A 19,803-nucleotide genomic window follows, 5' to 3' on the forward strand; every position below is an offset into this window, starting at 1 on the left:
CGCCCGATCGCCGCTTCCACGAAGCCTTCGCGCTCCAGCCGCTTCTCTTCCAGCATTTTCGCGATGCGCTTGTAGGTCGCGGGCTCGAGGAAGCGGAAAGCGAGGTCTTCCAGCTCCCACTTCAGCTGCCATATCCCGAGGCGGTTGGCGAGCGGCGCATACAGGTCGAGCGTTTCGCGCGCGTACTGGTGGGTCTGCTCGTTTTCCAGCTTGACGTCGGCAAAGTACCGCAGCGTCGTCACCCGCGAAGCGAGGCGAACCAGCACCACCCGCATGTCGGAGGCCATCGCCAGCAGCATCTTGCGCAGCGTTTCGAGCTGATCTGCCGCCTGCTGCGGCGCATTCTTGCCGCGTCCGATTTCCTGGTAACCGAAGGTTTGCTCGTGCAGGCGCATCAGCTGCCTGATGCCGGCCACCAGGTCGGCGATCTCGATCCCGAAGCGCTCCTCGATCGATTCCGCGGCCTTGGCGTCGACGACCGGCAACTCGAACAGCAAGCCGGCGATGCGCGTATCGGCATCGGTATTCAGGAGGGAGAGCGTGGTCGCCGCCCCCTGGGCAAACTCGAACGTATCCTGGCCCGTCGCGACAGTCTTGCCGCGATAGAACGGTTCCACGAATGCCAAGGCGTCCTGGACGCGGGCACTGTCCTCCGCCGACAGTCCGGTGGACAACTGGGCAGACACCTCCCCTGGCGTTGCGACGATCGAAACCATGAGCGATTACTTTTGTGCGGCGGTGACCACCATTTCAACCAGCCACTCGGGCTTGGCAAGCTTGGCTTCGACCGTGGCGCGCGGGGGCGAATTCCCCTCGGCCACCCATTCATTCCAGACCGAATTCATGCCGGGAAAATCCTTCATGTCAGCGATATAGATCTGGCACATCAGAATGCGCGACTTGTCGCTGCCCGCTTCGGCCAGCAAGCGGTCGATGTGGCCCAGCACTTCGCGTGTCTGGCCTTCGATGTTTTGCGTGAGGTCTTCGGCGATCTGCCCGGCGAGGTAGACCGTGCCGTTGTGGATGGCAACTTCCGAGAGTGTTTTCCCGACATGCAGGCGCTTGATTTCCATGTGTTCGACTTCCGTATTTATTGAAGCAGGAATTCCCTGACAATCGCGATCTGGTCTTCGCGCAGAAACGTAGGCGCATGGCCGACGCCAGGAATCTCGACCAGCCTTGCCTTCGGGCCGCGCGCTGTCATCGCGTGCGCCACTTCCGGCGTCAGCAGGTCCGATTGGGCGCCGCGCACCAGGAGCGTGGGACAGGAGATCGCATCGTAGGCCATCCACAGCATCGCCTCCGCGTGCTGCATCATCTCTGGCGTCGTCGCCTTGATGGGCACCGCGAGTCCCGGATCGTAGTGCAGGATCCACTTCCCGTCGCTGTCCTGCTTCAGCGCGTCCGCGGCCAGCTTGCGCCATTCCTCTTCGCTGTGCGGCCCGAACGGAAGTGAGATGTCGCGGATGTAGCGTGCCGCTTCATCGAAGGTGGCGAAGCGGACATCCTTGCCGACATAGTCGCCGATGCGCGCAAGCGCGGCCGGATTCAGTGCAGGCCCGACATCGTTGAGCACCAGCTTGCGGACAGGGCTGTCTTTCAGCGAGGCCAGCCCCATGCCGATCAGTCCGCCCATCGAGGTGCCGAACCAGTGCACCGATTCCGCATCGAGCCGCGCGAGCAGGGTCACCATGTCGCTCACATACTGCGGCACCTGGTAATGCTGCGGATTCTGCAGCCGGTCGGAACGTCCGCGCCCCACCACGTCGGGACAGACCACCCGGTACCGGTCGCACAAGGCCGTTGCCATGTTGTCAAAATCGTCCGAAACACGCGTCACCCCGTGCACGCACACTAGCACCCTGGGATTCTTCGGATCGCCCCACTCCTTGTACGCCATCCTGTGCAATCCCGAGGGCGACAGGCATTGGACCGTCCTGATCTGATGTTGAGCCATTCTGTCGTGATTTTGTCGCGAATCAGTTTATCCGATTGTCATTCTCACATTTTACTGGTCGTTCCGCTTAAAATCCTACGTAGGTTCGTCGCAAATCCAAATTTCATTCGCAGAGGACATCATGCAAGGCAATATGCATAAAGGGAAAACCGCACTGGTGACAGGCTCAACCTCGGGCATCGGCCTGGGGATTGCGCAAGCCTTCGCGGCACAGGGCGCGAACATCGTTTTCAACGGCTTCGGTGACAGCAAGGAAATTGAGGCGCTGCAAGCCCGCGTGCGCGACGAATTCGGTGTGCAGACCGCCTATCACAATGCGGACATGTCCAAGCCTGCCGAGATCGAAGCCATGATGAAGTTCGCCACCGAAAAGTTCGGCGGCGTCGATATCCTCGTCAACAATGCCGGCATCCAGCACGTCGCCAACATCGAGGATTTTCCCGTCGAGCGCTGGGACGCGATCATTGCGATCAACCTGACTTCCGCATTTCACACGACCCGTCTTGCCTTGCCTTCGATGAAGGCAAAGAACTGGGGTCGCATCATCAACGTTGCCTCGGTACACGGCCTGGTGGGCTCGGCACAGAAATCCGCCTACGTTGCAGCAAAGCACGGCATCGTCGGCTTCACGAAGGTGACTGCGCTGGAAACCGCGCAAACGGGAATCACCTGCAATGCGATCTGCCCGGGATGGGTGCTGACGCCGCTGGTACAAAAACAGGTGGATGCGCGCGCCGAGCAGCAGGGCCTGTCCAACGAAGATGCCAAGAAGAGCCTGCTGTCGGAGAAGCAGCCGTCGGGCGAATTCGTCACGCCGGAACAGCTCGGCGAACTGGCCGTCTTCTTCTCGAGCGAAGCGGCGAGCCAGGTGCGCGGCGTGGCTTGGAACATGGACGGCGGCTGGGCTGCCCAGTAAATCAATCCGGGCATCGCGCGCTGCGGTGCCCGCATAAAAAAACGGCGCCTGTGGGCGCCGTTTTCATTTGCCTTGCAAACGCGGTCAGTGTACAGCGCTCACATCGAGCTCGGCGCCCGTTTTTTCGAGCACTTCTTCCTTGGCCACTCCCGGCGCCAATTCGATCAGCTTCAGGCCGTTCGGGGTGACGTCGATCACGCCGAGGTCGGTGATGATGCGATTGACGACGCCCACGCCGGTGAGAGGCAGGTCGCACTTCTTCAGGATCTTGTGCGAAGTCGTACCGTCCTTCGCCTTGGCGACGTGCTCCATCAGCACCACGACGCGTCCGACGCCGGCGACGAGGTCCATTGCGCCGCCCATGCCCTTGACCATCTTCCCCGGAATCATCCAGTTCGCCAGGTCGCCCTTCTCGCTGACCTGCATCGCACCCAGGATGGCGATGTTGATCTTGCCGCCGCGAATCATCGCGAAGGAGTCGGCCGAGCTGAAGAACGACGAGCCCTTCAACGCGGTGACGGTCTGCTTGCCCGCATTGATCAGGTCGGGATCTACCTCATCTTCGGTCGGGAACGGACCGATGCCGAGCAGGCCGTTTTCCGATTGCAGCCACACTTCGATATCGTTCGGCACATAGTTGGCCACCAGGGTCGGCAGGCCGATGCCGAGGTTCACGTAAAAGCCGTCCTGCAGTTCCTTTGCTGCGCGCGCAGCCATTTCATCACGAGTCCATGCCATGTTCGTTCTCCGTCTTACTTTGCACGCGTGGTGCGTTGTTCGATGCGCTTCTCCGGGGTCGCATTGACGACAATGCGATGCACGAAGATGCCCGGCGTATGGACCTGGTCCGGATCGATCTCGCCGGTTTCGACGAGCTTCTCGACTTCGACGATGGTGATCTTGCCCGCCATGGCGACATTCGGGTTGAAATTGCGCGAGGTCTTGCGGAAAACGAGGTTGCCGACCTTGTCGGCCATGTACGCCTTGACCAGCGACACGTCGGCCACGAGGGAGCGCTCCATGACATACTGCTGGCCATCGAATTCACGCACTTCCTTGCCATCGGCGACAATCGTGCCGACACCGGTCTTGGTGAAGAAGGCCGGGATGCCGGCGCCGCCTGCGCGCAGCTTTTCCGCCAGCGTGCCCTGCGGCGTGAATTCGAGCTCGAGTTCGCCTGCGAGATACTGGCGCTCGAACTCCTTGTTCTCGCCGACGTAGGACGAGATCATTTTCTTGATCTGACGGGTCGTCAGCAGCTGGCCGAGGCCGAAGCCGTCGACGCCGGCATTGTTGGAGATCGCGGTGAGGTTCTTGACGCCGGAATCGCGCAGCGCGGCGATCAGGGCTTCCGGGATGCCGCAGAGGCCGAAACCGCCGACGGCAATGGTTTGCCCATCCTTGACAATGCCTGCCAGCGCGCTGGCAGCATCGGGATACACTTTATTCATACCGACCCTCTTCTATTGGAAATTGCCTAAAAAGGCTGTTCTAATGTGCCTGCCAGCATATGATGGTGGACTATGCGGTGCAATACCGTAAAAATACGAATTTTAGCCACGCAAAAGGCCAAAAAAACCTATGAACGCTCCACTGGCGATCGATTACGAAACAATCTTCCGCAACGCCCCCGTCGGCATGTGCGTGTCCCAGTACCGCGTCATCCATGCGTGCAACGACGCGCTGGCCGCCATGTTCGGTTACCAGCCGGGTGAACTGGTCGGCCAGTCATTCCGGGTGCTGTATCCGACGCTGGACGAATTCGAACGCACCGGCGCCCGCATCGTTCCGATCATGAGCGCCAAGGGGCACTATTCCGACGAGCGCATCATGAAACGCGCCAACCAGGAGCTATTCTGGTGCCATGTCAGCGGGCGCTCCTTGATCCATGACGACCCGCATGCGGCCGGCATTTGGACTTTCGAGGATTTGAGCGCGAAACGGCCGGTGACGGCCGAGCTGACGCCGCGCGAGCGCGAAATCGCGGCGCTGCTCGTGGAAGGCAAGACCAGCAAGCTGATCGCCCGGCACGTCGGCCTGAGCCCGCGGACGGTGGAAATGCACCGCGCCAAGCTGATGCGGAAATTCGGGGCGTCGACATCCAGCGAACTGGTGCATCGCCTGATCGGCGTGAACGGCTAGCTCAACTTTCCGCCTTCGGCAGGAGCGCACGGATGCGCTCGGGCAAAGGAACGGATTTCTCCGAAGGAAAGTGTACCCACACCACCTTCGCCCCGCCTTCGGCCGAGATCGTTTCCATCTGGTCGACGCGCCGGATCTCGTGGTACATCTCGAAACTCGAGCGTCCCGCCACGGAGACAAAGCTGCGGACCTCGATCTCGCCCGGATACTTCAGCTGCCGGAGGAAAGTGCAGTGGGCGTTGATGATGACTGGCCCATCCCCGCCCAGGTCCGGCTCGCAGCCGATTCCCGTGAACCACTCGATGCGCGCCTGCTCGAGGTAGCGGAAATAGACCGTGTTGTTGACGTGGCCCATTGCGTCCATGTCCCCCCACCGAATCGGCATGCGCAGGGTGTGGACCAGTTTTCTTGCGCTCATGCAGCCTCCGGCTTCACCGACTTCAAGCGGATCACTGCGCGCTCATGCCATCATCGGCGGTGATGATCGCGCCATTGATAAAGCGCGACTCCTCCGACGCGAGCAGCAGCAGCAGGCCGTCGAGATCCTCGGGCTGCCCGAGGCGCTTGCGCGGCAGCATGTTGATCAGCGTGCGTCCCTGCTCGGTCTCGAAATGCGCTTCATTGATCTCGGTGCTGATGTAACCGGGGCAGATCGCATTCACATTGATGCCATAGCGCCCCCACTCGACCGCCATCGATTTCGTCATGTGCACGACGGCTGCCTTGCTCATGCAATAGATGCCGATCTGCGGCAGGACGCGCAGGCCCGCCACCGAGGCGATGTTGATGATGCGGTGCTGCTTCTTCGGATCGCCCTTGGCGCGCGCGATCATCCGCTTGGCAGCCTCCTGCGCCACGAAGAACGCGCCACGCTGGTTGGTATCCATCACGAATGCGTAGTCCTCGGGCGTCACGTCGACGAGGCGCTGCGTCGTCGAGACGCCCGAATTGTTCACCAGGATATCGATCGGCCCGGCCTCGGTTTCCGCATGGGCAATGGCGGACTTGATGCTGCCGTAGTCGGTAACATCGAGAGCCACGACATGCGCTGCACCGCCATTGGCTTCGATTTCCGCGCGCAATTCCTTGAGCCGCTCGACGCGGCGCGACGCCAGCACCACCTGCGCACCCGCTTCAGCCAGCACCTTCGCAAACCGCGCGCCCAAACCGCTCGACGCCCCTGTGACAAGCGCAATCTTGCCTTCGAAATTCACCTCAATGCCCACGTAAGTCTCCTGATTGTTTGTCTTGCAATTGACTGTGCCGACTGAAGCTGTGACGTTATGATTACATGCTCGGTGCCAATTAGAGTGATGAATCTAGCATTCTCAAGCAAAATCCACGACAATTAGCACGTTCGTTCGATAATATCATTTTACGGTGGGAAGACCATGACGCAGACCCAAAGCATCCTAGAACAATACGGCCCGCGCGAGTCGATGGAGTACGACGTCGTCATCGTCGGCGCCGGCCCTGCGGGCCTGGCAACCGCGATCCGCCTCAAGCAGCTGGCCGCGGAGCAGAACAGGGAGATTTCTGTCGTCGTGCTGGAGAAAGGTTCCGAGCCCGGGGCGCACATCCTGTCGGGCGCCGTCATGGATCCCCGCGGGATGAACGAGCTCTTCCCGAACTGGAAGGAACTCGGCGCACCGCTCAACCAGCCGGTGACCGGCGACGATATCCTCTTCCTCAGCGAGACCGGTTCCCACCGCACGCCGGACTGGCTGGTGCCGCGCAACTTCCACAACGAAGGCTGCTACGTCGTCGCCCTCGGCAACGTCGTGAAGTGGATGGCGCAGCAGGCTGAGGGCCTGGGCGTCGAAATCTTCCCCGGCTTCGCGGCGGCCGAAGTGCTGTACGACGAGCAGGGTCGCGTAAAGGGCGTCGCGACCGGGAACATGGGCATCGGCAAGGATGGCGAGCCCACCGAAAACTTCCAGCTCGGGATGGAGCTACTCGGCAAGTACACGATTTTCGCCGAAGGCGCGCGCGGCCATCTCGGCAAGCAGCTGATCGCCAAGTACAAACTCACCGAAGGCAAGGACCCGCAGAGCTTCGCCATCGGCGTCAAGGAATTGTGGGAAATCGACCCGGCCAAGGCCAAACCGGGCCTGGTCGTACATACGGCCGGCTGGCCGATGACCGGCGATACCTTCGGCGGCGGCTTCCTCTATCACCTCGAAGACAACAAGGTCACACTTGGCTTCGTGATCGGCCTCGACTACCAGAATCCCTTCCTCAGCCCGTTCGAGGAAATGCAGCGCTGGAAGACGCATCCGGCCATCCGCCAGCATCTCGAGGGCGGCAAGCGCCTGAGCTACGGCGCGCGCGCGATCAACAACGGCACGCCGCAAGCACTGCCGAAGACCGTGTTCCCGGGCGGCGCCCTCGTCGGTTGCGATGCCGGCTTCCTGAATGCCGCACGCATCAAGGGTAGCCACGCGGCAATCAAGACCGGCATCATGTGTGCCGACGCGATTGCCGACGCCCTCGCCGCCGGCCGCTCCGCGGACGAGCTGACCGCCTTCCCGGATGCCTTCGAGAAGAGCTGGCTGAAGGAAGAGCTCGACCAGTCGCGCAACTTCAAGCTCTGGTTCAAGAAGGGCAAGCTGGTCGGCAACATGATGACCGGTATCGAACAATGGCTGCTGCCCAAGATCGGCATCAAGAATCCGCCATGGACGCTGCATGCGACCAAGCGCGACCACGAGTACCTGCGGCCAGCCAGCGATTTCCAGCCGATCACCTATCCGAAGCCGGACGGCAAGCTCACTTTCGACCGCCTGAGCAGCGTCTTCGTGAGCAATACCAACCACGAGGAAAACCAGCCGGCGCACCTCACGCTGAAGGATGCATCGGTGCCGGTGCAGATCAACCTGTCGAAGTTCGCCGGACCGGAAAGCCGCTATTGCCCGGCTGGTGTGTACGAGTTCGTCAATGACGGCAGCGGCGACCGCCTGCAGATCAATGCGCAGAACTGCGTGCACTGCAAGACCTGCGACATCAAGGACCCGACGCAGAACATCGTGTGGGTCACGCCGGAAGGCGGCGGCGGTCCGAACTACTCGGGCATGTAAGAACAAAAAAGCCGCGCATGCGGCTTTTTTGCTATTGGTGACCCGCCAACGCGGCTGGTCAGAGCTTCCACTGCGCGGCGGCGAGCTTCTCCAGCCAGAACGTTCCGATCACGGTCTTCACATCGGTGATCTTCCCTCCCCTGACCCATTCCAGCATCTCCGGAACGGTGGCCGAAAACGTTTCGAGGAATTCGCCGTCGTCCAGCTTGCGCTCGCCGGCGGTCAGTCCTCGCGCAAGATAGATGTCCAGATGTTCGTCCGAGTACGCGATGGCGTTGTGGATGGTGCAGACGAACTTCCAGTCGGACGCGGTGTAGCCGGTCTCTTCCTGCAATTCACGCTTCGCGCACTCCAGCGGGTCCTCGCCCGGATCGATTTTCCCGGCGGGGAATTCGATGAACACATCGTGCAAGGGATAGCGGAACTGGCGTTCGAGCAGGATCGAACCGTCTTCAAACACGGGCAGGATCACAACCGCCCCCGGATGCTTGATGTACTCGCGCGACGATTGCTTGCCGTCCGGCAGGCGGACGGTGTCGCGTTGTACCTTCAGAAAATGCCCGTCATACGCGACCTGCGTATCGACCTGGACTTCGATCAGATGTGGATCCACGCATCCTCTCCATTTCGGCGACGAAAACCGGCATTGTACTGCGGCGGCGAAGAGCTGCCTTACAGAACCTCAAGTCAGCCGTGCCGCTTGCGCAGGTAACGGTACACGAATCCGGGAAAGGCGAAGACCAGGAAGAGGCAGGCCGTGATCGCGTAGAACTCCCATCGCTGCGGGAAGGCGTTGCCCATGCGGGCTTCGAGGACATAAGCCATGCCGCCGACGACGAAGTACAGCACGATCAGTTCGAGTAACCGCAGCCAGAGGGATTTCGGCGGCTGTCGGAGGGGAATCAGCGCGAATGCGCGCTCATTGAAGAAAGGAAGGTTGGCGGCGATCGCCGCCAACCCGATTACGAACCAGCTTGCAAGGGAAACATCCACGCGTGCTTCCGGGATGCGATCAGCCAGCCAGGGTCTTGACGATGGCGGTTGCGCAAACGGCCATCAGCGGGCCGGGCAGGATGCCCAGTACGAGGACGGCGGCGCCATTGAGGCTCAGCACCGCGCGCATATCACCCGTCGCCTCGATCTTCGTGTTGTCGACCGGCTCGTCGAAGTACATCACCTTGACCACACGCAGGTAGTAGAAGGCGCCGATGAGGGACAGCAGGACCGACACGATGGCAAGCCAAACCTGACCGGTGCTCAGCACAGCCTGCAGGACGGCCAGCTTCGCATAGAAGCCCACGGTCGGCGGAATGCCGGTCAGCGAGAACATCAGGATCAGCATGACGAAGGCAAACCACGGGCTGCGCTGGTTCAGGCCCTTGAAGTCGTCGATGTTTTCCGCTTCGAAGCCGGAACGCGCCAACAGCATGATCAGGCCGAAGGTGCCCAGCGTCGTCAGCACATAGGTGACGGAATAGAACAGCGCCGAGCTGTAGGCATTACCGGCGGAAGCGACATTGCCGTCGACCACGCCCGACAGCATGCCGAGCAGCATGAAGCCCATCTGGCCGATGGTCGAATATGCCAGCATGCGCTTGAGATTGGTCTGCACGATCGCCGTGATGTTACCGACGGCCATCGAAAGCACCGCGAGCACCGTGATCATCTGCTGCCAGTCGATGGCGAGCGGGAACAGGCCTTCCACCAGCAGGCGGATGGTGATCGCGAACGCCGCGAGCTTCGGGGCGGCGCCCAGCAGCAGGGTCACGGCCGTGGGTGCGCCCTGGTAGACGTCGGGCACCCACATGTGGAACGGCGCGGCACCGAGCTTGAACGCCAGGCCGGCGACGACGAACACCACACCGAACACCAGCACGGTCTTGTTGACAGTGCCGGACGCGGTTGCCTTGGCGACTTCAGTCAGATCGAGCGAGCCGGTTGCGCCGTACAGCATGGACAGGCCGTACAGGAGGAAACCGGACGAGAGTGCGCCGAGCACGAAGTACTTCATCGCCGCCTCGGTCGAGACTGCGTTGCCGCGGCGCAGCGCGACGAGTGCATACAGCGACAGCGACATCAGTTCGAGGCCAAGGTAGATCACCAGGAAGTTGTTACCCGAGATCATGACCATCTGGCCAAGCAGCGCGAACAGTGCCAGCACATAAAACTCGCCGCCCAGCGTACCGCCGAGCATGCCCCGCTCCGTTGCGTACTGGCGCGAATACACCAGCGTCATGCCGACAGCGATGTACGAGAACACCTTCAGCAGATTCGACATTGCATCCGACACGAACATGTTGTTGAACGTGTAGACGGTCGGATTGCCGAAATCAGCGATGTTCAGCGCTGCGCAGACGATGAGCGTCACGATGGCCAGCATGAACGTGACGTGGCGCTTCGCCTCCGTCAGGAACATGTCGATCAGCAGGATCGCCGAGGTAGCAATCAGCAGGAAAATTTCCGGATAAACCGGTGCGAAATTAATTTCGTTCATGTTGTCGTCACTCTAAAGCCTTGCAGGCCGGGCCTTGCCGATTGCTCGTCCAAGGCGCCGCGACACGCCTTCCGGTTTGCGGAAGGCGCATTCATTAATTCACCTTCGAAATCGCCACGTGCTTGAGCAGGTCATCCACCGAGGTCTGCATGATGTCGGTGAACGGAGCCGGGTACACGCCCATCGCAATGACGGCGATTGCCAGGATGCCCAGCATCAGGAACTCGCGGGTGTTCAGGTCCTGGAGTTCGGCCACGTGCTTGTTGCCCACGGTACCGAATACCACGCGCTTGACAAGCCACAGCGAGTAGGCCGCGCCGAAAATCAGTGCAGTCGCGGCCAGCATGCCGATCCAGAAGTTGTACTTGATGGCGCCGAGGATGACCATGAACTCGCCGACGAAACCGGAAGTCGCCGGCAGGCCGCAGTTCGCGAGCGAGAACAGCACGAAGAACGCAGCGAACTTGGGCATGGTGTTGATCACGCCGCCGTAGTCGGCGATCTGGCGCGAGTGCATGCGGTCGTACAGCACGCCGATGCAAAGGAACATTGCGCCGGAGACGAAGCCGTGCGAGATCATCTGCACGATGCCGCCCTGGGTGGCCATGTCATTGAAGACGAAGAAGCCGAGCGTCACGAAGCCCATGTGCGCAATGGAGGAATACGCGACGAGTTTCTTCATGTCCGCCTGGACGAGCGCAACGAGGCCGATGTAGATCACGGCGATCAGCGACAGCGTGATGATGAAACCGGACAGGGAGTGGCTCGCGTCAGGAGCGATCGGCAGCGAGAAACGGAGGAAGCCGTAGGCACCCAGTTTCAGCATGATGGCCGCCAGCACGACGGAACCGCCCGTCGGCGCTTCCACGTGCGCATCCGGCAGCCAGGTATGCACAGGCCACATCGGCACCTTGACGGCGAACGCCATCAGGAAGGCGAAGAAGATCAGCACCTGGACATCGAGCGGCAGGGGCAGCTTGTGCCATGCGAGGATGTCGAAGCTGCCGCCCGCCTTGAAGTACAGGTAGATGATGGCGACCAGCGTGAGCAGCGAACCAAGCAGCGTGTACAGGAAGAACTTCATCGCGGCGTACACGCGGTTCTGGCCGCCCCACACGCCGATGATGATGAACATCGGGATCAGCGTCGCTTCGAAGAAGACGTAGAACAGCAGGCCGTCCAGCGCGCAGAACACGCCGACCATCGCGCCGGAGAGGATGAGGAAGGCGCCCATGTACTGCGCCACGCGCTTCTCGATCACTTCCCAGCCGGCGATCACCACGATGATCGTGATGAAGGCGGTCAGGAGTACGAACCAGACCGAGATGCCGTCAACACCGAGATAGTAGTTGACGTTGAAACGCTCGATCCAGCTTGCCTTCTCGACGAACTGCATGCCGTGGGCCGCCTTGTCGAACTGCGAAATCAGCGGCAGCGTGACCAGGAAGCTGACGATGGACCCGATCAGCGAGACCGATCGCACCAGCGCGGGATTCTCGTCGCGGCCGAATGCCAGAACGAACAGGCCGAACGCGATCGGACACCAGATTGCGAGGCTCAGGAGTGGGAAAGTTGACTGCATCATGATTGTTATTTGCTCTACTTCGCCAACTTATTTGGCAAACGTCGGGAACGGCATGAAATAAATCAGGAACAACAGCACGCCGATAATCATTACAAATGCATAGTGATAAATGTAGCCGGTCTGGAAGTGGCGGATCAGCGCCGAGAACCAGCCCACCAGCTTGGCGCTGCCGTTGACGACCAGGCCGTCGATCAGCGCGCGGTCACCACCGCTCCACAGGCCGCGGCCGAGCAGCACCGCGCCCTTGCCAAACACGACTTCATTGATCTTGTCCATGAAGTACTTGTTGTCGAGGATGCTGTAGATCGCGTGGAACTTGTTGTAGAACCAGGCCGGCACCCGCGGGTTGATCATGTAGCAGTAGTAGGCGGATGCAACACCTGCCAACGCGAGCCAGAACGGTGCGGTCTGGAGCGCGTGCATGCCCATCGCCGCAGCACCGTGGAACGCTTCGTTCAGTTCCTTCATCGCGCCATGGTTGTCGGCAACGAAGATCACGTCCTTGAAGAAGTCGCCATGCAGCATCGGGCCGATCGCGATATAGCCGATCACGACCGAAGGAATCGCCAGCAGCATGAGCGGCAGCGTGACAACCCACGGCGCCTCGTGCGGCTTTTCGCCCGGACCGAGGCCGTGATGCGCTTCGTCGCTGTGTTCATCATGGCTGTGATCCTGATGCGCATCGTGCGGCTTGCCGAAACGCTCCTCGCCGTGGAACACGAGGAAATACATGCGGAAGGAGTAGAACGCGGTCACGAAGACACCCGCCAGTACAGCGAAGTTGGCAAAGCCGGCGCCGGCAATGTGGGTGGAGTGCACCGCCTCGATGATGCTGTCCTTCGAGTAGAAACCCGAGAAGAACGGCGTACCGATCAGGGCCAGCGAACCCAGCAGGGACGTGATCCAGGTGATGGGCATGTACTTGCGCAGGCCGCCCATGTTGCGGATGTCCTGGTCGTGGTGCATGCCGATGATCACGGCGCCCGCACCAAGGAACAGCAGCGCCTTGAAGAACGCGTGGGTCATCAGGTGGAACACCGCGACCGAATAGGCGGAAGCGCCGAGCGCGACGGTCATGTAGCCGAGCTGGGACAGCGTGGAATATGCCACCACGCGCTTGATGTCGTTCTGGATGATGCCGAGGAAGCCCATGAACAGCGCAGTGATCGAGCCGATCACCAGCACGAAGGACAGTGCCGTATCGGACAGCTCGAACAACGGCGACATGCGTGCGACCATGAAGATACCCGCGGTCACCATCGTTGCGGCGTGGATCAGTGCGGAGATCGGGGTCGGGCCTTCCATCGAGTCCGGCAGCCAGACGTGCAGCGGGAACTGCGCCGACTTGCCCATCGCGCCGATGAACAGGCAGATGCAAGCGACGGTCAGCAGCATCCAGTCGGTGCCCGGCAGGGTCATGGTGGCCAGCTCTGCCCTCTTTGCAAACACTTCGCCGTAGTTCATGGAGCCGGCGTAAGCCAGCAGCAGGCCGATGCCCAGGATGAAGCCGAAGTCGCCGACGCGGTTCACCAGGAAAGCCTTCATGTTGGCGTAGATCGCGCTCGGACGGGTGTACCAGAAACCGATCAGCAGGTAGGACACGAGGCCCACCGCTTCCCAGCCGAAGAACAGCTGCAGGAAGTTGTTGCTCATGACGAGCATGAGCATCGAGAAGGTGAACAGCGAGATGTAGGAGAAGAAGCGGTTATAGCCTTCATCCTCGGCCATGTAGCCGATGGTATAGATATGAACCATCAGCGACACGAAAGTCACCACGCACATCATCATCGCCGTCAGGCTGTCGACCAGGAAGCCGATCTCCAGCTTGAGTCCCATGACTGTCATCCAGTTATAGACGGTGCCGTTGTAGGTGGCGCCGTCCATGACCGCGAGCAGGGTCTGGAAGGAAATGATGAAAGCGATCAGGACGCCCAGGATGGTCGCCGAATGCGACGCTGCGCGTCCGATCTTGTTGCCGAAAAACTTGGTTCCGAACAGACCCGCGATCGCGGCGCCCGCGAGTGGTGCCAACGGCACAGCCAGTAGAACGTGTGGGTTGAGTTGCCCCGCCATGATGGACCTTGTCGTTATTGTGCGTGATTAACCTTTGAGTGCGTCGAGGTCTTCGACATTGATGGTGTCCAGATTACGGAACAACAGCACCAGGATGGCGAGACCAATCGCGGACTCCGCGGCAGCCACAGTCAGGATGAAGAAAACGAAAATCTGGCCGGCAGCGTCGCCCAGGTAGTACGAGAAGGCGACGAAGTTCATGTTGACCGCGAGGAGCATCAGCTCGATGGCCATCAGCAGGATGATGACGTTCTTGCGGTTCAGGAAAATGCCGACGACGGAGATCGCAAACAGGATCGCGCCGAGGACCAGATAGTGTGCGAGCGAAAGTGCCACGTGCTTCCCCTTATTGTTTTTCTGCCGGTTGCGCAGCCGGCGCTGCGCCGTTGGCGCGCTCGGACTCGGCCTTCATGCTGACCATGCGCACACGGTCGTTGCGCTTGACCTTGACCGCCTTGGCCGGATCGAAAGACTTGATGTCCTTGCGGCGGCGCAGGGTCAGCGCCACTGCCGCAACGATCGCAACCAGCAGGACGACCGCAGCGATTTCGAAGGCGTAGATGTATTCCGTGTAGATCAGCTTGCCCAGTTCCTTGGTGTTGCCGATGTTCGCGGAGGCCGCCGGGACCTGCGACTCAAGCGCCCAGAAGCCGTGCAGCAGCACCGCGGCCATTTCCAGCACGATCACGACGCCGATGGTCGCGGCCAGCGGGAAGTAACCCCAGAAGCCTTCTCGCAGCTTGTCCATGTTGATATCGAGCATCATCACCACGAACAGGAAGAGCACCATGACGGCGCCGACGTAAACCAGCACCAGCACGATGGCAAGGAATTCGGCTTTCAGAAGGAGCCAGATGCCGGCGCCGGAGAAGAAGGACAACACCAGGAACAACGCGGCATGCACCGGGTTCCGGTCCGTGATGACGCGGGTCGCGGCGAACACGAGGATCACCGAGAACGCGTAGAACAAGAAGGTTTTAAATTCCATAATGGGCCAAAAGAGTCAGCTGTATGCGGGCCAGGTCAATCAACGATATGCGGCATCGGCAGCACGGGCGGCGGCGATGTCTTTCTCGTAACGGTCGCCAATCGCAAGCAGCATCTCCTTTGTGAAGTAGAGGTCGCCGCGCTTTTCGCCGTGGTATTCCAGGATGTTGGTCTCGACAATCGAGTCGACCGGACAGGATTCTTCGCAGAATCCGCAGAAGATGCACTTGGTCAGGTCGATGTCGTAGCGCGTGGTACGGCGGGTGCCGTCCTCGCGCTCCGTCGATTCGATGGTGATGGCCATCGCCGGGCACACAGCCTCGCAAAGTTTGCAGGCGATGCAGCGCTCTTCCCCGTTGGGGTAGCGGCGCAGCGCGTGCAGGCCGCGGAAACGCGGCGACAGCGGCGTCTTCTCTTCCGGGAACTGCACCGTGATCTTCCGAGCAAACATGTAACGGCCGGTCAGGGCCAGGCCCTTGAGCAGCTCTCGGAGCATCAGGCTGCCGAAGAAATCTTTAATGGCTTCCATGTTGTTCAGCCTCTTTACTTCCAAATATTCCAGGGTGTCTGCATCCAGGCAGCCACGATCACCAGGTATGCCAGGGTCAGCGGGATGAATACTTTCCAGCCCAGGCGCATGATCTGGTCATAGCGGTAGCGCGGGAACGATGCACGCGCCCAGATGAACAGCGATACCACGAAGAAGGTCTTGATACCCAGCCAGATCCATCCGGGGATGAAGTCCAGGAAGGCCACCGGAGCCGCCCAGCCGCCGAGGAACATCAGCGAAGCCAGGATCGAGATGAGGATCATGTTCGCGTATTCGGCCAGGAAGAACATCGCGAAGGACATGCCCGAGTACTCGACCATGTGGCCCGCAACGATTTCCGATTCGCCTTCCACCACGTCAAACGGATGGCGGTTGGTTTCGGCGATGCCCGAGATCACGTAGATCACGAAAATCGGCAGCAGCGGCAGCCAGTTCCACGACAGGAAGTTCAGGCCCTTGTCGAAGAAGAAGCCCTTGTTCTGGCCGTTGACGATGTCGATGAAATTCAGGCTGCCCGATACCAGCAGCACGATGACGAGCGCGAAGCCCATCGAAATTTCATAGGACACCATCTGCGCCGAAGCACGCATGGCGCCGAGGAAGGCATACTTCGAGTTGGACGCCCAGCCGGCGATGATCACGCCGTACACTTCCATCGAGGTGATCGCCATCACGAACAGGAGGCCGGCATTGACGTTTGCCAGCACGGCTTCCGGTCCGAACGGGATCACGGCCCACGCGGCCAGCGCGGGCATGATCGTCATGATCGGCGCGATCACGAACAATGCCTTGTTGGCACGGGCGGGAACGACGATTTCCTTGAGCAGCAGCTTCAGCGCGTCGGCGATAGGCTGCAGCAGTCCGGCGGGACCCACCCGGTTCGGGCCGAGGCGGATATGCATCCAGCCGATCATCTTGCGCTCCCACAGGGTGAGGTAGGCGACGCAGCCCATCAGCGGCAGCACCACGACGACGATCTTGACCAGGTTCCAGACCAAGGGCCACACACCGCCGAACAGGTCCTGCCCGGTTGCGTTGATGGTCATGAGCATTTGATCCATTACGCTTTCTCCACACTGATTGCGCCGAACATGCCACCCAGGCTTGCGGTCGACGGATGCGCAGCGGAAACGCGGACCACATTCGCCGGCAGCCTCGGATCAACGGCAGCCGTAAGCACAGCGCTGCCCTGCCCTTGCGTGACCTTGACCTGCGCACCGTCGGCGATGCCGAGCTGTTGCGCGAGCGCTTCGGAAATCGCTGCCTTAGGCGCCTTTGCAAGCGAGGTCAGCTGGAGCGAATCTGCGCGGCGGACGATCGCGTCGGTGAAGTAGATCGGCACATCGGCGATGCGCTCGATCTGCACGGAACCGGTTGCCTTTGCTGCCTGCAGCGGCAGGCTCGCGTTGTTGTTCAGGCGCGATGCCAGATCAGCTTCTTCCGCCAGCTTCGTGCCGAGCAGCTCGATGCGGATCTCTTCCGAGGTTTCATAGTTGAAGCCCTGGATATCCAGCATGTTGCCGAGCACGCGCAGCACCTTCCACGCCGGACGCGTTTCGCCCAGCGGCTTGACCGTGCCATTGAAGCCTTGTGCCCGGCCTTCGCAATTGACGAAGGTGCCGGAGGTTTCGGAGAACGGTGCGATCGGCAGCAGCACGTCGGCGTATTCCGCGGCGTGCTTGTAGGGAGTCATGGCGACAACCATGTCCGCCTTGCCGAGCGCGGCGCATGCCAGCTGCGGGTCATAGCAATCGAATTCCGGCTCGGCGTGCAGCAGCACGTATGCCTTGCGCGGCTGCGCAAACATTTGCAGCGCATTGGCACCCTTGCCCGGGATCGCGTTGGCGATATAGCCGCCCACGGTATTTGCTGCCTCGGTCAGGTAGCCGAACTTCGCATCGGTCTGCTGCGCGATCCACTGGGCGGCAGCGTGCAGCTGCGAGGCTTGCGGATGCTGTGAAGCAGCGTTGCCCAGGACAACGATCCTGCGCTCGCCGGACAGCAGGCTGGCAGCGATACCCTTGGCGACCTCGCCGGCCTCGATGCCGTCGAAGCCTGCCGGGACGCTCATGTTCTTTGCTTGCGCGACAGCCACCACCACCTCGCTCAGGCCGGCCAGCCAATCGGACGGGGCCTTGACCATGCGGTTGGTGAGCGGGATCGCCAGATCGTCGTCGGTAGCATTCAGGACGCTGACCTTCGCCCCGTGCTTGGCCGATTGGCGCAGGCGTGCGGCGAGCAGCGGATGGTCCTTGCGCAGGAAGGAACCGATCACGAACGCGCGGTCGGCTGCCCCGAAGTCAGTGATCGACATGCCCAGCCACGGCGTGACCTTGCCATCCAGGGAAAAGTCGGACTGGCGCAGGCGGAAATCGACGTTGTCGGAGCCCAGGCCGCGGACCAGCTTCTGCAGCAGCGAGAGCTCCTCCAGCGTGGAATACGGTGCAGCCAGCGCGGCAATTGCGTCGGCGCCGTGATCCTTGCGGATGTCCATCAGGCCGTGCGCCACGTATTCGAGCGCGGTCTGCCAGTCAGTCTCGATCCACTTGCCGTCCTGCTTGATCATCGGGACGGTCAGGCGCTCGGGGCTGTTCAGGCCCTCGTAGGAGAAGCGGTCCTTGTCGGACAGCCAGCATTCGTTCACGCCTTCGTTCTCGAGCGGGAGCACGCGCATCACCTTGCCGCCCTTGACCTGGACGATCAGGTTGGCACCGAGGCCATCGTGCGGGCTCACCGAGCGGCGGCGGGACAGCTCCCAGTTGCGCGCAGTGTAGCGGAACGGTTTGGAGGTCAGTGCGCCGACAGGGCACAGGTCGATCATGTTGCCCGAGAGTTCGGAATCGACTGAGTTGCCGACGAAAGTCGTGATCTCGGAGTGTTCGCCGCGGTTCAGCATGCCGAACTCCATCACGCCGGCGATTTCCTGGCCGAAGCGGACGCAGCGCGTGCAGTGGATGCAGCGTGCCATCTCGCGCATGGAGATCAGCGGGCCGGCATCCTTCGGATCGATGACGCGCTTTTCCTCTTCATAACGCGATGCGGATGGACCATAACCTACCGCGAGATCCTGCAACTGGCACTCGCCGGCCTGATCGCAGATCGGGCAGTCCAGCGGGTGATTGATGAGCAGGAATTCCATCACGCTCTTCTGCGCCTTGATCGCCTTGTCGCTGGCAGTGCGCACGATCATGCCGTTGGTGACGGGAGTCGCGCAAGCCGGCAGCGGCTTCGGTGCCTTCTCGACTTCGACCAGGCACATGCGGCAGTTGGCCGCGATGGACAGTTTCTTGTGATAGCAAAAGTGCGGAATGTAGGTGCCAAGCTTGTTGGCAGCGTCCATCACCATGCTGCCTTCCTGGACCTCCACCTTCTTGCCGTCAATTTCGATTTCAACCATGGCTTTTGCCTAAGTATTGTTTGGCGCGCAGTGCGCGCCTTGTCAAATCAGTGAGTGGCGTGAGATGCGCCTCACATCAAACGTATGCGGGGACGATGCAGCGCTTGTGTTCGATGTGGTATTCGAATTCGTCGCGGAAGTTCTTCACGAACGCGCGAACCGGCATCGCCGCGGCGTCACCCAGTGCGCAAATGGTGCGGCCCTGGATGTTGTCGGCGATCGAGTTCAGCATGTCGAGGTCGTCCGCCCGGCCCTGGCCATGTTCGATGCGATGGATCATGCGGTACAACCAGCCGGTGCCTTCGCGGCAAGGCGTGCACTGGCCGCAGCTTTCATGCTTGTAGAAATAGGCCAGGCGCTGGATCGCCTTGATCACGTCGGTGGACTTGTCCATCACGATCACGGCGGCGGTGCCGAGGCCCGACTGCACCGCCTTGAGGCTGTCGAAATCCATCAACACGTCGTCGCAGATATGCTTGGGCAGCAGCGGCACCGAGGCGCCGCCGGGGATCACGGCGAGGAGATTGTCCCAGCCGCCGCGCACGCCGCCGCAATGCCTGTCGATCAGCTCGCGCAGGGAGTCGAAATCCATCAGCACGGTGTCGCAGATCGACTTGGGCAGGGC

The 19,803-nt window shown here is 61.0% G+C and carries 21 protein-coding genes; 3 read left to right on the forward strand and 18 right to left on the reverse strand.

The features are described from left to right. From VFF99_RS13860 to VFF99_RS13870, 3 genes are all read right to left on the reverse strand, one after another. A partial coding sequence (locus VFF99_RS13860) for an HD domain-containing protein (protein ID WP_325018839.1) occupies positions 1-716 on the reverse strand: 716 nt, incomplete at its 3' end. A 6-nt stretch (positions 717-722) separates the two neighbouring features. After that, complete coding sequence (locus VFF99_RS13865) at positions 723-1,073, reverse strand: RidA family protein (RefSeq protein ID WP_325018841.1); 351 nt, start codon at positions 1,071-1,073, stop codon at positions 723-725. 17 nt (positions 1,074-1,090) lie between these two features. Further along, on the reverse strand, positions 1,091-1,957 hold the full coding sequence (locus VFF99_RS13870) for an alpha/beta hydrolase (protein ID WP_325018842.1): 867 nt from the start codon (positions 1,955-1,957) through the stop codon (positions 1,091-1,093). Positions 1,958-2,090: 133 nt separating this feature from the next. Between VFF99_RS13870 and VFF99_RS13875 the strand changes: the two genes are divergently transcribed. Then, on the forward strand, positions 2,091-2,873 hold the full coding sequence (locus tag VFF99_RS13875) for a 3-hydroxybutyrate dehydrogenase (RefSeq protein WP_325018845.1): 783 nt from the start codon (positions 2,091-2,093) through the stop codon (positions 2,871-2,873). Positions 2,874-2,957: 84 nt separating this feature from the next. Here the strand turns inward: VFF99_RS13875 and VFF99_RS13880 are convergent, their stop codons facing one another. Next, positions 2,958-3,611, reverse strand: coding sequence for a 3-oxoacid CoA-transferase subunit B (locus VFF99_RS13880; RefSeq protein WP_325018847.1), 654 nt, complete (start codon positions 3,609-3,611; stop codon positions 2,958-2,960). A gap of 14 nt (positions 3,612-3,625) precedes the next feature. Beyond that, positions 3,626-4,324 carry a CoA transferase subunit A gene (locus VFF99_RS13885; protein ID WP_325018848.1) on the reverse strand — a complete coding sequence of 233 codons (699 nt, stop codon included), beginning with the start codon at positions 4,322-4,324 and terminating at the stop codon, positions 3,626-3,628. 130 nt (positions 4,325-4,454) lie between these two features. On the opposite strand from VFF99_RS13885, the gene VFF99_RS13890 reads away from it, so the two are divergent. Then, on the forward strand, positions 4,455-5,015 hold the full coding sequence (locus VFF99_RS13890; protein ID WP_325018850.1) for a PAS and helix-turn-helix domain-containing protein: 561 nt from the start codon (positions 4,455-4,457) through the stop codon (positions 5,013-5,015). 1 nt (position 5,016) lies between these two features. Here VFF99_RS13890 and VFF99_RS13895 read toward each other — a convergent pair whose 3' ends face one another. After that, positions 5,017-5,433, reverse strand: a complete 417-nt coding sequence (locus VFF99_RS13895; protein ID WP_325018851.1) for a thioesterase family protein — start codon at positions 5,431-5,433, stop codon at positions 5,017-5,019. A gap of 31 nt (positions 5,434-5,464) precedes the next feature. Next, the gene (locus VFF99_RS13900) at positions 5,465-6,241 is read right to left on the reverse strand and encodes an SDR family oxidoreductase (protein WP_325018853.1); all 777 of its coding nucleotides are present in this window, start codon (positions 6,239-6,241) and stop codon (positions 5,465-5,467) included. 165 nt (positions 6,242-6,406) lie between these two features. On the opposite strand from VFF99_RS13900, the gene VFF99_RS13905 reads away from it, so the two are divergent. After that, complete coding sequence (locus VFF99_RS13905; protein ID WP_325018855.1) at positions 6,407-8,092, forward strand: electron transfer flavoprotein-ubiquinone oxidoreductase; 1,686 nt, start codon at positions 6,407-6,409, stop codon at positions 8,090-8,092. A gap of 58 nt (positions 8,093-8,150) precedes the next feature. On the opposite strand, the gene VFF99_RS13910 is transcribed toward VFF99_RS13905, so the two are convergent. The 11 genes from VFF99_RS13910 to VFF99_RS13960 form a co-directional block, all read right to left on the reverse strand. Next, positions 8,151-8,705 (reverse strand): NUDIX hydrolase, encoded by a 555-nt coding sequence (locus VFF99_RS13910; protein ID WP_325018857.1) that lies wholly within the window; start codon positions 8,703-8,705, stop codon positions 8,151-8,153. Between the two features lie 74 nt (positions 8,706-8,779). Continuing rightward, positions 8,780-9,085 (reverse strand): DUF2818 family protein, encoded by a 306-nt coding sequence (locus VFF99_RS13915; protein ID WP_325018859.1) that lies wholly within the window; start codon positions 9,083-9,085, stop codon positions 8,780-8,782. Positions 9,086-9,104: 19 nt separating this feature from the next. Further along, positions 9,105-10,586: an NADH-quinone oxidoreductase subunit NuoN gene (gene nuoN, locus VFF99_RS13920; RefSeq protein ID WP_325018861.1), complete on the reverse strand. Its 1,482-nt coding sequence runs from the start codon at positions 10,584-10,586 to the stop codon at positions 9,105-9,107. 94 nt (positions 10,587-10,680) lie between these two features. Next, positions 10,681-12,171 (reverse strand): NADH-quinone oxidoreductase subunit M, encoded by a 1,491-nt coding sequence (locus VFF99_RS13925; RefSeq protein WP_325018863.1) that lies wholly within the window; start codon positions 12,169-12,171, stop codon positions 10,681-10,683. 27 nt (positions 12,172-12,198) lie between these two features. Beyond that, positions 12,199-14,244, reverse strand: coding sequence for an NADH-quinone oxidoreductase subunit L (gene nuoL / locus VFF99_RS13930; RefSeq protein WP_325018865.1), 2,046 nt, complete (start codon positions 14,242-14,244; stop codon positions 12,199-12,201). 27 nt (positions 14,245-14,271) lie between these two features. Continuing rightward, positions 14,272-14,580: an NADH-quinone oxidoreductase subunit NuoK gene (gene nuoK, locus VFF99_RS13935; protein WP_325018867.1), complete on the reverse strand. Its 309-nt coding sequence runs from the start codon at positions 14,578-14,580 to the stop codon at positions 14,272-14,274. A 10-nt stretch (positions 14,581-14,590) separates the two neighbouring features. Then, the gene (locus tag VFF99_RS13940; RefSeq protein WP_325018869.1) at positions 14,591-15,232 is read right to left on the reverse strand and encodes an NADH-quinone oxidoreductase subunit J; all 642 of its coding nucleotides are present in this window, start codon (positions 15,230-15,232) and stop codon (positions 14,591-14,593) included. 39 nt (positions 15,233-15,271) lie between these two features. Then, positions 15,272-15,760: an NADH-quinone oxidoreductase subunit NuoI gene (nuoI, locus tag VFF99_RS13945; RefSeq protein WP_325018871.1), complete on the reverse strand. Its 489-nt coding sequence runs from the start codon at positions 15,758-15,760 to the stop codon at positions 15,272-15,274. A gap of 14 nt (positions 15,761-15,774) precedes the next feature. Further along, positions 15,775-16,842, reverse strand: coding sequence for an NADH-quinone oxidoreductase subunit NuoH (nuoH, locus tag VFF99_RS13950; RefSeq protein WP_325018873.1), 1,068 nt, complete (start codon positions 16,840-16,842; stop codon positions 15,775-15,777). Next, entirely contained in the window at positions 16,842-19,178 is a 2,337-nt protein-coding gene (nuoG, locus tag VFF99_RS13955; RefSeq protein WP_325018874.1) for an NADH-quinone oxidoreductase subunit NuoG, read from the reverse strand. The genes nuoH and nuoG overlap by 1 nt, the downstream gene beginning before the upstream one ends. 76 nt (positions 19,179-19,254) lie before the next feature. Then, the coding region (locus VFF99_RS13960) for an NADH-ubiquinone oxidoreductase-F iron-sulfur binding region domain-containing protein (protein WP_325018876.1) at positions 19,255-19,803 on the reverse strand (549 nt) is incomplete at its 5' end.

Origin of the sequence: Noviherbaspirillum sp., assembly GCF_035654295.1 — a bacterium.
In the GTDB taxonomy this organism is placed as follows: Bacteria; Pseudomonadota; Gammaproteobacteria; order Burkholderiales; family Burkholderiaceae_D; genus Noviherbaspirillum.

Bases quoted from the DNA above. Each gene is read 5' to 3' on its own strand.
- VFF99_RS13865 (WP_325018841.1), bottom strand. From the start codon at position 1,073: ATGGAAATCAAGCGCCTGCATGTCGGGAAAACACTCTCGGAAGTTGCC.
- VFF99_RS13870 (WP_325018842.1), bottom strand. From the start codon at position 1,957: ATGGCTCAACATCAGATCAGGACGGTCCAATGCCTGTCGCCCTCGGGA.
- VFF99_RS13875 (WP_325018845.1), top strand. From the start codon at position 2,091: ATGCATAAAGGGAAAACCGCACTGGTGACAGGCTCAACCTCGGGCATC.
- VFF99_RS13880 (WP_325018847.1), bottom strand. From the start codon at position 3,611: ATGGCATGGACTCGTGATGAAATGGCTGCGCGCGCAGCAAAGGAACTG.
- VFF99_RS13885 (WP_325018848.1), bottom strand. From the start codon at position 4,324: ATGAATAAAGTGTATCCCGATGCTGCCAGCGCGCTGGCAGGCATTGTC.
- VFF99_RS13890 (WP_325018850.1), top strand. From the start codon at position 4,455: ATGAACGCTCCACTGGCGATCGATTACGAAACAATCTTCCGCAACGCC.
- VFF99_RS13895 (WP_325018851.1), bottom strand. From the start codon at position 5,433: ATGAGCGCAAGAAAACTGGTCCACACCCTGCGCATGCCGATTCGGTGG.
- VFF99_RS13905 (WP_325018855.1), top strand. From the start codon at position 6,407: ATGACGCAGACCCAAAGCATCCTAGAACAATACGGCCCGCGCGAGTCG.
- nuoN (WP_325018861.1), bottom strand. From the start codon at position 10,586: ATGAACGAAATTAATTTCGCACCGGTTTATCCGGAAATTTTCCTGCTG.
- VFF99_RS13925 (WP_325018863.1), bottom strand. From the start codon at position 12,171: ATGATGCAGTCAACTTTCCCACTCCTGAGCCTCGCAATCTGGTGTCCG.
- nuoL (WP_325018865.1), bottom strand. From the start codon at position 14,244: ATGGCGGGGCAACTCAACCCACACGTTCTACTGGCTGTGCCGTTGGCA.
- VFF99_RS13940 (WP_325018869.1), bottom strand. From the start codon at position 15,232: ATGGAATTTAAAACCTTCTTGTTCTACGCGTTCTCGGTGATCCTCGTG.
- nuoI (WP_325018871.1), bottom strand. From the start codon at position 15,760: ATGGAAGCCATTAAAGATTTCTTCGGCAGCCTGATGCTCCGAGAGCTG.
- nuoH (WP_325018873.1), bottom strand. From the start codon at position 16,842: ATGGATCAAATGCTCATGACCATCAACGCAACCGGGCAGGACCTGTTC.
- nuoG (WP_325018874.1), bottom strand. From the start codon at position 19,178: ATGGTTGAAATCGAAATTGACGGCAAGAAGGTGGAGGTCCAGGAAGGC.